10 protein-coding genes and 1 pseudogene are annotated in these 12,189 nt (G+C 41.0%); 3 read left to right on the top strand and 8 right to left on the bottom strand.

What is annotated here, in order from left to right; genetic code table 11:
* Positions 1-278 precede the first annotated feature (278 nt).
* The 6 genes from ACE1OE_RS18330 to ACE1OE_RS18305 form a co-directional block, all read right to left on the bottom strand.
* Positions 279-4,388, bottom strand: coding sequence for an esterase/lipase family protein (locus ACE1OE_RS18330; protein ID WP_449211894.1), 4,110 nt, complete (start codon positions 4,386-4,388; stop codon positions 279-281).
* Between the two features lie 463 nt (positions 4,389-4,851).
* Positions 4,852-5,439 (bottom strand): lysozyme inhibitor LprI family protein, encoded by a 588-nt coding sequence (locus ACE1OE_RS18325; RefSeq protein WP_449211893.1) that lies wholly within the window; start codon positions 5,437-5,439, stop codon positions 4,852-4,854.
* A 39-nt stretch (positions 5,440-5,478) separates the two neighbouring features.
* Complete coding sequence (locus tag ACE1OE_RS18320) at positions 5,479-6,237, bottom strand: hypothetical protein (RefSeq protein WP_372140131.1); 759 nt, start codon at positions 6,235-6,237, stop codon at positions 5,479-5,481.
* 844 nt (positions 6,238-7,081) lie between these two features.
* Positions 7,082-7,687 carry a DUF5677 domain-containing protein gene (locus tag ACE1OE_RS18315; RefSeq protein ID WP_449211892.1) on the bottom strand — a complete coding sequence of 202 codons (606 nt, stop codon included), beginning with the start codon at positions 7,685-7,687 and terminating at the stop codon, positions 7,082-7,084.
* A gap of 37 nt (positions 7,688-7,724) precedes the next feature.
* Complete coding sequence (locus tag ACE1OE_RS18310) at positions 7,725-8,612, bottom strand: hypothetical protein (protein ID WP_449211891.1); 888 nt, start codon at positions 8,610-8,612, stop codon at positions 7,725-7,727.
* A gap of 91 nt (positions 8,613-8,703) precedes the next feature.
* On the bottom strand, positions 8,704-8,922 hold the full coding sequence (locus tag ACE1OE_RS18305; RefSeq protein ID WP_449211890.1) for a hypothetical protein: 219 nt from the start codon (positions 8,920-8,922) through the stop codon (positions 8,704-8,706).
* A gap of 387 nt (positions 8,923-9,309) precedes the next feature.
* Between ACE1OE_RS18305 and ACE1OE_RS18300 the strand changes: the two are divergent.
* From ACE1OE_RS18300 to rpmG, 3 genes and pseudogenes are all read left to right on the top strand, one after another.
* Positions 9,310-9,477, top strand: a pseudogene (locus ACE1OE_RS18300) (JAB domain-containing protein); the annotation flags it as partial.
* Positions 9,478-9,773: 296 nt separating this feature from the next.
* A complete protein-coding gene (gene rpmB, locus ACE1OE_RS18295) occupies positions 9,774-10,010 on the top strand; it encodes a 50S ribosomal protein L28 (protein ID WP_076589033.1) in 237 nt (78 codons plus the stop codon).
* A gap of 14 nt (positions 10,011-10,024) precedes the next feature.
* The gene (rpmG, locus tag ACE1OE_RS18290; RefSeq protein ID WP_002535344.1) at positions 10,025-10,192 is read left to right on the top strand and encodes a 50S ribosomal protein L33; all 168 of its coding nucleotides are present in this window, start codon (positions 10,025-10,027) and stop codon (positions 10,190-10,192) included.
* Between the two features lie 134 nt (positions 10,193-10,326).
* Here rpmG and ACE1OE_RS18285 read toward each other — a convergent pair whose 3' ends face one another.
* Entirely contained in the window at positions 10,327-10,803 is a 477-nt protein-coding gene (locus ACE1OE_RS18285; RefSeq protein WP_102471172.1) for a tRNA (cytidine(34)-2'-O)-methyltransferase, read from the bottom strand.
* Between the two features lie 199 nt (positions 10,804-11,002).
* Entirely contained in the window at positions 11,003-12,127 is a 1,125-nt protein-coding gene (locus tag ACE1OE_RS18280; RefSeq protein ID WP_372062926.1) for a M14 family metallopeptidase, read from the bottom strand.
* Positions 12,128-12,189: the final 62 nt, after the last annotated feature.

Below are 12,189 nucleotides of genomic sequence, written 5' to 3'. Positions count from 1 at the left end.
GTTCGTTTAAACCATTATTCCAATGCAATTTTACGCGATGGATGTGTGCTAGGAGGATAGCTTTAGTATTCATTCAACAATAATAGCGGCTTATTTCTATTAGCGAGTATGGCATTTGACTTTAGTATTGTGACATATGAGACGCGTGTAGGCGATATCATTCAACTCATTCCTGGACAAAAGCAAGCTAGCTCCTTTGCTCTAGATTTTGAGGTTTGGATTAGGAAATATATGGCTAACTCTCTAATGAGCAAGAGCCAGCCAGTATTCCTCTAAATTCACCATTCAAACCGTTCTTCTGATTGTCTTGACTCTAACTCTTCGTCGGCTCTTTCTCGTTCTACTCTTTTTTCTAGCTTGCTAAGTATCATTTTCGTACTTTCTACAACATCAGGGTTTTCATGGGAAAGAAGCTCCTCAAATATTTCAGCTCTTTGTTCAATTACAGATGCACATGAACCACTCCAAGACATCGGGATTGCTGCCCTTTCGAAAGCTTCAATCACTAACAACGGTTCAGGACTTTCATTGACTAGCGCGTTTGCCAAGTCGGTTAGTTTAAGGTGTTCACCATTCTTTTCATATGGAGTGATCGATGATGCTAGAGTTTTAAATCTGTATATTGGTGATTCCTTGCACCAAGCTATAGCTTTATCAATAGGGAGCTTGGAGAATGGGCTTGTTTCTCTAGATAAATGACTCGTTGCGATTTGATCAGACACATTGTCATCCTTGAGAAATACATCTAAGGCTTGGGTCGGCTGTAGTTCGATTAAAGTTGATAGAAACTCCCCATAGTCAAAAGCAGAAACTTTATAAGTAGCTATGCCTTCAAACAATTTTTTGAACAGAGTGTTAGCATCTTCCCCAGCCTCATCTTCCAAAAAACACATTTTAGCTATCTGCGTCAAAGAATAATCTCGACCACCATAGTCTCGTTGTTCTCGGCTATAATCATGCTTTAGTAAGAACTCCCTGCATTTTTTAATCAAATCCACACTAGGAGCATAAATGGCTTGTCTCTCCAATCCATGAAACCTCATGGTTAGTATTTCAATAACTGCGCTGTGCCCATTTGGTTGCAACCAGAGCAAATCCAAGATAGTAATTAAATCAAAGTCAGATATTGACTCATGCCGTCTACCAGATGCCATATTTCGGTACATCCAGCTCGGAGAAGTATTGTTTTTTAACGATGTTATGAGCCTACCTACAGCAACTTCATCTATAGGACAATCAAACTGCACCAATGGGTATATCTGACTTAGTCTATCGCTGTTTAATAAGTAATCTAAAATCAATTGTGCTTTATCAGAGTCATTATCGTAAACGTATCTAACAAAACCTCCGACAAAGTTCGAGTTTACTTTTTCGATATCTAGCTTTTCTAGGCAGGTGGCGATATCCTCCCATACCTTTTCAATATCATCTATTCCGCTCGCAACTCCATAACCAAATCTAAATAGGTGGTTGTTAGTACTCATAGTTGTAAGAATCCGAGCTAACTTGTTTATAAGATAGTTATAATGTTCTTGAGCAACATGTGTGCCTAGTTCTTCTGCGAGTTCTTGAGCTTTTTCATAGCCCCATTTTACCGTTTCACCTTCTTCATTTATCTCATCAAGACCGAAGTAATCATGGTTATCAGCAAATACATATAGCTCCATTTGACCATCTAGATCTTGAGCCGCAATAGTTGCCCTCAACATTTTAAGTCGGTTTTTATGCTCTTTCGTCATTGATGCTGAATCAAACCGCAATGTTGCCCCTAAAGCCAGCCAGCCTCGTGGCCATCCCCCTTTGCTACAGAAGCTTTTGGATATAGATTCGAGATCATCGTGTAGTTCAGCTATTTTCCACAGCCCCCTAATATGACTAGCAAAAACCTCTTTGATACGCTCATCAATAACATTATCTGACGAAGCAAGATTCCGAATAAGCAATAAGTATTCACGATACCAAGAAAGCACATCCTTTCGACTTTGAGGCTCGTAACCAAAGTCTCTTGATTTAGCACCAAAATCAAAACCATAACTTGATGAAAAATGGTAAGTCTTTAGCGAGCTATCGAGTAACTCATATCCCAGTTCTCTTTCGTTTTCATTCGTGCTATCTATGAGTTTACCAATGCAGTTAACTCGACGTTCCACTTTAGCGTGTGTACCTGATAGATAAAGCTGAAACAAACTACAAAGTAAGCTTCTAACTGAGTTGTTATTTTCTCCTTTTTTTTCAGATAATGCGAAACGACAGAGCAGATCAAAGCATTGACCGAACAAGTTATCTTCATATGCTAGAGAACGAAGAAGCCTTGTAATTGATATGTAGTGAGGGTTCTCCCTACTTAAGAAATCTGAATCACATTTTGCTCTTTGCTCCAGATAGGTGAGCACTTCATTTGGAATAACTGGGGCAATATTGCCCAACAATGAGATCGATAAGTCGTCATTACCTTTTTTAAAAAGTAGATCTATTACTCCATCAGCCTCTAGCCAAGATGATGCTAGCTTAACAGCTTCTTCACTATCATTAAGGTACCCAATACGACGTGAAAATGACTTAAGCAGTCTTGGTTGTGTGTTGCTGTTTATGAACTTAACAACATTTGAATGTGGTACGTTCTGCAACGCTAAACGGGCTAGTCTATTCGCAATAGGGTGAGGTAATATCGCCATCCAAATGCTACGTTCTTGCGCTAAGTTTCGTCGTTTCAGCTCTTTAGCAAACTTGTATATTTCATGAGGAGGAAGCATTACTATTCCACCGAGTAACTTTAACTCTTCACTAAAGTCATCTTCAGATTCCAACTGAAATGAATAAGCTAATGATAACCCCTCGGCTGCTTTTTCTAAGCCAATATCTGAATCATGGCGCTGATGAAACAGCCTTTTAAACAACTCTTCATCTTTTAATCTGGATATGTTTTCATCTTTCTCAACAGTACAGGCAAGTGCATTAGCCACTCTTGCATTACCGCCTGAAAAATCAGCGATTTTCTCAGTGGTTTGTTTACTTAAATGAGGGAATCTTGATGAAATCATTGCTTCGATAAGCTCACTAGAACTTGGCTCTAAAGTATAAACTTCAGTTTCCTCTGGCTGATCTTCTCTAACGTCGTATTCAACAGTTAGGATTCTAGCTTTGCTGTTATCTTTACATAAATTGGTAAGTTCACGATGCAAGTCGGGGGCACAGTTATCCACTACAATAACGGACTGAATATTGTCTCTAACAAGCCGTTCGACTAAAACTCGTGGAGTGGGTGAAGGAGATAGACTAATGTCCGAATAGAACACGCTCTCTTTATCAAGAGCATTTTCCCCGATTCTGTCATCAAATAGTGCTTGTACGAAGCGAGTTTTACCTACACCTGACAGCCCGACTAAACGAATAGACGCGCCAGCTTTGAGTAAGCGATTTCGAAGCAAATTCAATGCATCAACTGTAGCTAACCCTTCTGAGTCATTAGAGGAAGAATTGTGAAGGCGCACAGCTTGATCTAATATGTATTCTTCCTCAATGCCCTTTGGGCACTTAGCCCAATTACCATGCTCCTCCCAGCCACTGTAATCTCTCCCAAAATTAGCTCGTAACCAACTAGCTTGTTTGGATAGTGTATCTTCAGCCACAAACTTCTTAATATGCTTATATATATCGTCTTGTTTTGCAGATGGCTTACTTATATTAATATGATGAGCATCTATTGGAATTGCCCGTTCTTTTAAGCCTGGATCTGAGCTATCAGCCTTAACAATCCTTCCAAATATTAAATATGGCTTGGTTTCAACCAACACTAAATGCCGAATGTCTTTATCGTGACACCATCCTCGATACCAAGTATTCAGATCACGTAGAGTGGCATCGTTGCGCTCTAATGAGGCAGTTGCCGCAGAAGGTTGATGTAAGAACAGCTTGAGAAACAATTGCCCGAAAAGAGAATTACCTGTTTGCGCTAGATCTGCACCAGTATGAGGTGAGCCTAAAAACGCCACACCAGTAATTCTATTTATAAGTTCAATCGCACCCTTACGCCCATTCTGATCGCTTGCCAATCTAAGTAACTGTTTAATAATTAGTCCGCCTAAGCTATGACCGACTAGTATCAGCTCACCCTTACTTAGTTGCTGCTCAGCTAAGAGTGTCTCAAGTACGTTTTGCGCTCTATCAAGGAGACCCATTCCTGAATCGCGCACAGTTAGTTTAGGAGCCTCGTAACCAATCGACCATATACATACATCTTCTATGTCCTCATGTAACCACTTAGGCCAAAAAACTTTTTCTGAATCACTCGATTGCCATGTGGTTTCAGCATTGCCACCTAATCCATGAATAAACACAACATGTTTTCTAGCTAAAGAATCACCAGACATCAATCGTAAGTCAGCCATGCAAACCTCTATTGGTATAAATGTTATCGTTCGAATTTTATCCCAAACATTAATCACCTAATAGTTTTATTTCAACATGTTACATATAGACAAACTAAACATTAGTGATTGACACGCACAATCGTAGCCACTCAGCAGCTAAAACATTAGGCCACTCTCTCCAATTGATTGTTAGTAAACAGGTAGCCAAGTTCTTACCTATCACATTAGTTTTTGTATCGTGAAATACTCTGAATTGAATGTGACTGAAATGAATGCCCAACTCATTTCGGGGCAAAGACCTGTTTGCCGAGATCGACGTCAGCGCGTTCTTGGACATTTATTTGCCAGCGCCTTTGCTAAATTAGCAAGTCATGGACAACATAAGGTATGGCAAAGTTAGTGTGATTAGCTATAGCGATGAGTGATCACACTAACAAAAAGGTTGGTTTAGGTGCGTATTACTTGCACTTACGTTAAGTTATCAGTTTCCAAGTGCTATCAGCTCATCTAAGTCACTTTGCAAATGAGCGATGCGTTCATGTATCAAAGTTTCTAATTCTGATTGATATATTAGCGGGTAAATTGAACCACCTTGGTAGAAACTAGCAACTGCACGTGCTTGAGCTTCGCTATATGCCTCCCAGTCGATTTGGCTTTTCTCGTAGAATTGGATACGGTCGCTATCTATCTTAGATTTCAAAACACCAAACACAGCATTTAACTTGTCTACTGCTCTGGAGTAACTTTCAAGAGCTAGCTGATTCATTTCGATTTGAGTAAGATGTTCGCCTCTTACATTAGTAAGATGTGCAACTGAATCAGAATGAAGTACTTGCACATGATTTTGAACAGAATCGTTTTTTGCAGTAAGCAATTGAGCAAACGCATTTAAACTAGCTATATCAAGTTTTTGTTCACTCATCTTTCTGTGGATATCCAGAACTTTCTGGTGTTTATCAAGCTGCTCTACCTCTGGTTTTGACTCGATCTTCCTTTTAATCAAATAAGCAGCACCTGAAATCAACACCCCGAGAGCAATAAAACCTATTTTTTCAATCAATTCTGTCATTTTAAATAACCCACTTTGTAGTTCTTAGCCTTATTGTGGTCAAAACTGCCATTCATTCTTGAGTTCGCTTAGTCTCACAACCTCTGCTTTAAAACGAATTGGGTAGTTTTCTTGGATCTCTTCAACCTGACGCTTCACCTCATGCTCACTGATTTCATTTGAATCAAGCACAAGATACAAATGAAAAACCAACTTTCTAGCATCAAAACCTTGCCATTGTTCATGTAATTGATGAGCCTGTTCAAGTACTTTTTTAACTCTTGATTTGACTCCAGACTTATTGGAAACCAGTTTTGTTTCGATAGCGTGAACATAAGTCCCATCGACAGCAACACCATCAAAGAAGATGTTTCTGCCCGAGGGAGTTCGAAATGTTACGTCGGGTTTAAATGACAATTTGAGTTTCTTAGATAGTGAGGTTAAGACCAGTTTTTCTGCAAAAATGGCTTTTGATATTCGGTCGCTGTCTGAGTTTAGTGTTACGTCAACACCATCTTCGATCAAATCTTCTTTAATTTTGCTTAATTGTTCTTGAGGTTCTGCGTAACCAAATAACTTAAGAAAATTATCTTCATTCTGATAATCAGAAGGTGCGTAGAGTACTTTATGATTTAAGTTCAGCGTCACAAAAAAAGCGCCTACCAATAATGTTGGAAACAACATTAGAAACCAAATATATACGCCCTGATGGGCTACATCCACAAATGGCAAGACTATTGTTCCGCTAATCTCTGCGATTGCAGCAAACATAGCAATAACTGTTAGAGGATTTTTAACATGTGTTATTTTTTCGACCACTGAACCTTCCTTTTACTTTTAAAGCGTTATGTAGTGGTTAACTAATATTGGCCACGCTCTTAGAGTTTAACCCGAACAATCGCTCTGATTCATTGGGTGTCAAGCTACCGTTATATTGATGTGGGCGGATCTTGCTGGTACGACCTAACTTCTAAAGACACTATGCAGGTTAGAAAATGTAGGTCAAACCTATATCCTTAGATATGTGACGAATAGGTGCTCTAGCTTACAATGGGGCAAAATCTTGTAATAGCTTCAAAGTGAATAAGCTGACGGACAATAAAGAAGCCCCGCAATAGCGAGGCTTAATGATGTTTATTTGTAGTACTGGTGGCGTCTTCTTGAATTATGCTTCCAGCACTTCGCAACGTCGTATACGTATGCAGGATAATCATCCCACGAGTTAGCTAGTGCTTTCCCTCTAGCTGCTCGCAGTTTGATTGGATATCCACGACACTCAACTTTGTGTATGAAAAAGTAGCTCTTCTCCTGCTTAGTTGAAAAATGCTTATGTGTTCCGCTACGCACGCTCGGGTACACATCCCATAGATAAGTGCCGTGCGCCTTGATATGGCTTCGGTACTGTTGCTTAAGTTTTTTCATTTACCCTCCAGGTTTACATTACCTAGAAGGGGTCCTCTGCAAAGTAGTTCATTCGTCCACCATGATGTGCTCTTTACCTAAGTCTAGAAAATTCTAGTTAGGGCCTAAAATCATTACCAATGCTTATTAAGCAAACCATGCTTCTTAAAACACTTCGGGGCAATAGCGCGTTAGGGCAATTGCCCGATAAATATAGGCTTACATTAGATTCGTTATTGCAGGTTAGTCGAGTGACGCCTTGCTATGCATATTCACCTGCACCTGATTGTTCTTGAATGACTTTTAACTGCATAAGTTGAGTGCCCTCGAATTTTACGAATTCAAGTGCTTCAACTAAAGCTGTTGTTGCGATTCCTATTATTTGGTTTCTATACAAAGATACCAAGGAGGATTCTGGGCTGTGTCCTAGTGAGATCGCATCGCCTACCGTATGGTCTCTAACCAAAGTTTCAAGATTTCCATGTGCACTGCGACAGAGGTGAGCATAAAATCCCGAATACAAATTCTGCTCTCCTGCCAATTCGAATTTTCGCCAGATTTTCAGATTACCACCCTTAACTGTTTCACCTGCCATTTTTGCTTGGTAAATTTTAAAGGATCTGTTCATCTCTTCAACGTGATCAGAGCTTTTCGTTGTACACATTAAGTCTATATATGACTCTAATGCACTTCGCATTATTATTGGTACTGAAGCAACTCTGCCCCTCGTACAAAGCTCGTAAGCATCTGAACATAACTCTGTCACACGAGTTGCTAGCAACAACACATACTTCTGTTGCAAATCATAATGCTCAATTTCAGAAAATGCTTCAAATTGTAAGCGACTAATACTTAACCATTTTTCCATTAACTATCTACCTTACACCTTATAAGCAGACTAGTGTTTACGGCTTGGCACTTATTATTAGTGTAACTAACACAATAAGGCCGACTAGGAGTATCCAAACTTTTGATAAGCTAGCTTTCTTGGGCGTAGGTGGACTAGTGCTGACAGCGCTTTCTGTTGATGTCAAACTGACTTCGACAATAGCTTCTCTTTTTCCAGTATTCTCAAAGTCCCTCACTAGCTCAGCTTCGTCATTTAATTCAGCCATATAGCGCTTAATGATCGTATCTAATGAGACATCTAGTAAATGACAATAACTTTTGGCTGTTTGAGTATCTTTAATTAAATCGTAAACATTATCTGGTTCTGTAGTTAGTTGTTCTATGAGCATAAATTGGGGTCTACCAATTCTATGATCCATTGCATAGCCGCCTATCTTCCAATCTCGCCCATAACCAGTGACCATAAAACCAGCAACCAACTCAGCTAACGGTGTTCTATCTTGGCTTCTTTCGCACTGTACTTGTCTCAGCATTGATTCATAGGCTGAATACGCTCGATCCCAATCTTGTTTTTCGGTGGCCTCGGCTAAAACAGTATGCGACTCTCTCCATCTTGCATCCGCAATTGACACATTGACTTCATCTACATTCCATTCTTTTGCTAATTCTTTACGTGCACTTAATACACCGTTATTACCTTCATACCAGTCATGCCACCAACCATCTGCTAACGCTTTTAGTTCTTCTAAGAGAAATAAATCCCCTTCACGATATAGGCGCTGCTCACCAGACAATGGGTCTTTTCTAGGGTATATGGACTTCTTACAAGATTTACACTTCGCTTTACGTTTAGGTATTTTCTCTAGCGTGGAGTTGCAATACGGGCATTGAGACGTAGTGCCACAATTAGCAGCAAGTTCATTTAATTGTTGTTTCCTTTTCATATAACCTCTGCCCAAGGGCATCTATCGTTTGTATTTCGGCCATCTGTTATATCCGATATCGGGGTTGTTGGAGTTGTACTGACGGATCAGTTCAGCTTCCTTTTTTGTTTACTTCATCTGCGCTATCAGAAAAGAATATTATTTCGCGGTGAATAGTCATATTCATCCTTTCTTCAAAGCTGAAATCCTCTGCGATAACATCACTTTTCGCACTTCCCCAGTAGTTGATGCTGTTTGTGAGATCTTTCCCGATGTAGATCTTACCGTTTGGGTATGTGATTTTGTAGATAACCTTGCTATTACTATCCATGTTGGTCTTCAATGAATCTTGCTATATATGAGCTTCTAACATTAGAAATTGTTGGTCAATCTAAGCGCCCTAATTTAGTGAAGAGCATCTACTCTAAGTGATTTTGGGGCAGAATCTATTTAGGTTAGCCTGTTTGTAGTTTGTTACACGGGGTTATGATCGTATGTAGCAAAGGAGTAGTTATGAGGAAGAGTGCTTTCTCGTATTGTAGAGCTCTGACTAGTATCCAAACATCGAGATTTGGTTTGATCCAATTGATGGGATAGTTGAGAAGTTTGAGAGGGTTTTCTCAGGTTTTGGTTAGAGAAAGGGCTTTTTGTTGAGGAAGTTGTGAATCCATTGAGATTACTGGCTTCTCTCAGGATTCATAAATACAAAAATTAATTCTTGTTCTCGCATAACCATCCATCTGGTGTTGCAGAGCCCAGTCAGGCGGATCGAAGAATCACAAGGCAGTTGTCCGATGCATTGGGTTTGGTGGATATTCGAGTGCTCGATCATTTTGTGGTGGGGGATGGTGAAGTGGTGTCCTTTGCTGAAAGAGGCTGGATTTGAGCGAGTTAGGCGAAAAATTACCTTTTTATTGTAATATCTGTGAGACGGGTCTTTTGTTTTGATATTTTTCTGCTATTATTCGCGCACTAAAAGTATCATCTAACGCCAGCTCGCAGCAAAAAGATCAACAAATCCTAAAAAAGGATCTGTTCGGGTCTTGAGCAATGCATTGCAAGTTAGTATAATGCGCGACCTTTGATAGCCTTGTATGGGTATTCCATAATGGTAAGGCCTCTTGTATTTGAGGTTCGGCCACCAAGGTTGATATCGAGCTGAAACGATTTGGAGAGACATTCATGTCCCGAGTATGCCAAGTAACTGGTAAGCGTCCTGTAACGGGTAACAACCGTTCACACGCACGAAATGCTACCAAGCGTCGTTTTCTGCCGAACCTACAAACTCATCGTTTCTGGGTAGAAAGCGAAAAACGCTTTGTTAAACTACGTCTAACCGCTAAAGGTATGCGTATCATTGATAAGAAAGGCATCGATGCTGTTCTTGTTGACGTACGTGCCCGTGGCGAGAACGTTTAAGAGGAATTACGCAAATGGCTAAAGGCATTCGTGAGAAAATTCGTCTAGTATCTTCTGCAGGTACAGGACACTTCTACACTACTGACAAAAACAAACGTAACATGCCAGGTAAATTTGAGATCAAGAAATTTGATCCAGTTGTTCGCCAGCACGTTATGTACAAAGAAGCTAAAATCAAGTAATTGATTGGTTTCATTTGTCATGTAATGAAAACCCAGCTTTTAGCTGGGTTTTTTATTGCCTGTAATAAAGGCAATACCAAGCGAGGTGCTTGGTCGTTACCTTTAAGTCAGTAAGTAATGATGTAAGTAAGGAATTAGCTCGCGCCTTGGAAGTCGAACTGACGCCATGCCTCGTAGGCGATGATCGCCACCGCATTGGATAGGTTTAAGCTTCGTGCATCCGGCATCATTGGGATTCGAATTCGTTGTTCCATTGGTAGGCTATCAATCAGATCAGCAGGCAGTCCGCGAGTTTCTGGACCAAATAACAACACATCCCCTTTCTTAAAGTTAGCATCGGTATGATGCCCCGTCGTTTTTGTCGTACAGGCAAATATACGATGCTCTGGATTATGCTCGTTTAAGTAGGCAATAAATGCCGCATAGTCTTTGTGTCGTTTAACGCGAGCTAAATCATGATAATCGAGGCCTGCTCGGCGCACCTTCTTCTCTTCAAGATCAAACCCTAAAGGCTCTATTAGATGTAAATTAGCCCCGCAGTTTGCACTGAGGCGAATAATGTTACCGGTATTTGGGGCAATCTCTGGCTCATAAAGCGCGATATCAAACATAAAGTGGGGTCTCACCAATCTCAAAATAATGGCACGAGTATACCTTATGTGATCAGTAATGTGATGGTAGGGTTTTCGAGGGTGAAGAATTAAGCAAGGGAAAAAAGTCCGATGTATCGGCAGTGATAAGAGGATAGGCGCGTAGTGCGTTGTTGAGTGACTATTGCTCACCGTGTAGGTGAGCAATAGTATCACGGAGTTAAATCTTGTCGGTGACGACCAGCGTCGCCGCCAGCATGTCTTGGCCGAAGATAACGCTGCGCTCAGGTGACCAGCCATATAGAGGGTCTGGGTAGCTGTTGTTATCCTTAAATGGCATCTCGATGGTGTAGGACAAGCACTTAAACTGTTCCGCGACCCAATTTGAGCCAACCGTCAGGTTGGCTTTGCCTGGTTCGTCTTTGTCGTATCCGATGTCATCTTGGAACTCTGGAGTAATGGTCAACAATGCCTGCTTGAAGGTTGCTTCTAGCTCGGCAAACTGTGCGTCATAACTCGGGATACCCTCAGAGCCTGCTGCAAAGTTGTAAGGAATAGCTTCATCACCATGAATGTCTAAGAACATGTCGACACCTGTTTGAAGCATGCGCTCACGAACGAGGAAAACCTCTGGGCTATTTTCCATCGACGGTGTTTGCCATTCACGGTTTAGGTTAACACCGACGGCGTTCGTTCTTAGGTGGCCACGGATAGCGCCATCAGGGTTCATATTTGGAACGATGTACAGGACGGCTTTTTCGAGTAATGCTTTACTCACGGTATCACTGTCATCGAGTAAGCGTTGGATCATACCTTCGACGAACCACTCCGCCATGCTTTCACCAGGATGCTGGCGAGCAATGACCCAAATCTTCTTCTTGCCTTCTTCTGGCTCGCCAAACGTTAGCAGGCTCATGTCGTTGTTATCGAGTGTATGCCCAAGCGTCTCTAGCGAGCAGTGGTGCGCACTTTGTGCCATGTGAAGCAGGTCTTGGTGGCGGTCATAGGTATAAGGCGCGAAGTATGCAAAATACATAGACCCTCGCTCCGGGATAACATTGAAGGATAGGGTATCACCATCAAAATCTGATGGAATACGGAACCATTCTTCACGATCATAAGAAGCGACAACATCATAGCCCTTCCAGCCTTCAGGGTAGGCCGACTTAGCAAGGTCGATGATCTTAATCGTATGCGATTGCTCAGCAACCGTTTCTAAACGAAAGTGGAACCATTGATAGAATTCTGACTGATTGTCATTAGGGATGCTCAGTTGAATGTCATCTTTATTGTCTGCGCTGACAACATGAATGTTGCCACTGTCGAAGTTGCTGAAAATTCTCATTGGGTTCGTTACCTTTGATGCTAAGCAGTAAGAGGCGAGGCTAACACAAAGATAGCCTGATC

It is taken from the genome of Vibrio sp. E150_011 (assembly GCF_053544015.1).
This window is presented reverse-complemented; position numbering and strand designations above follow the sequence as displayed.

What these genes read in the sequence shown, in the direction of transcription:
- ACE1OE_RS18305 (WP_449211890.1), bottom strand. Translation starts at nt 8,922, where the DNA reads ATGGATAGTAATAGCAAGGTTATCTACAAAATCACATACCCAAACGGT.
- ACE1OE_RS18325 (WP_449211893.1), bottom strand. Translation starts at nt 5,439, where the DNA reads ATGACAGAATTGATTGAAAAAATAGGTTTTATTGCTCTCGGGGTGTTG.
- ACE1OE_RS18310 (WP_449211891.1), bottom strand. Translation starts at nt 8,612, where the DNA reads ATGAAAAGGAAACAACAATTAAATGAACTTGCTGCTAATTGTGGCACT.
- rpmB (WP_076589033.1), top strand. Translation starts at nt 9,774, where the DNA reads ATGTCCCGAGTATGCCAAGTAACTGGTAAGCGTCCTGTAACGGGTAAC.
- ACE1OE_RS18280 (WP_372062926.1), bottom strand. Translation starts at nt 12,127, where the DNA reads ATGAGAATTTTCAGCAACTTCGACAGTGGCAACATTCATGTTGTCAGC.
- rpmG (WP_002535344.1), top strand. Translation starts at nt 10,025, where the DNA reads ATGGCTAAAGGCATTCGTGAGAAAATTCGTCTAGTATCTTCTGCAGGT.
- ACE1OE_RS18285 (WP_102471172.1), bottom strand. Translation starts at nt 10,803, where the DNA reads ATGTTTGATATCGCGCTTTATGAGCCAGAGATTGCCCCAAATACCGGT.
- ACE1OE_RS18330 (WP_449211894.1), bottom strand. Translation starts at nt 4,388, where the DNA reads ATGGCTGACTTACGATTGATGTCTGGTGATTCTTTAGCTAGAAAACAT.
- ACE1OE_RS18315 (WP_449211892.1), bottom strand. Translation starts at nt 7,687, where the DNA reads ATGGAAAAATGGTTAAGTATTAGTCGCTTACAATTTGAAGCATTTTCT.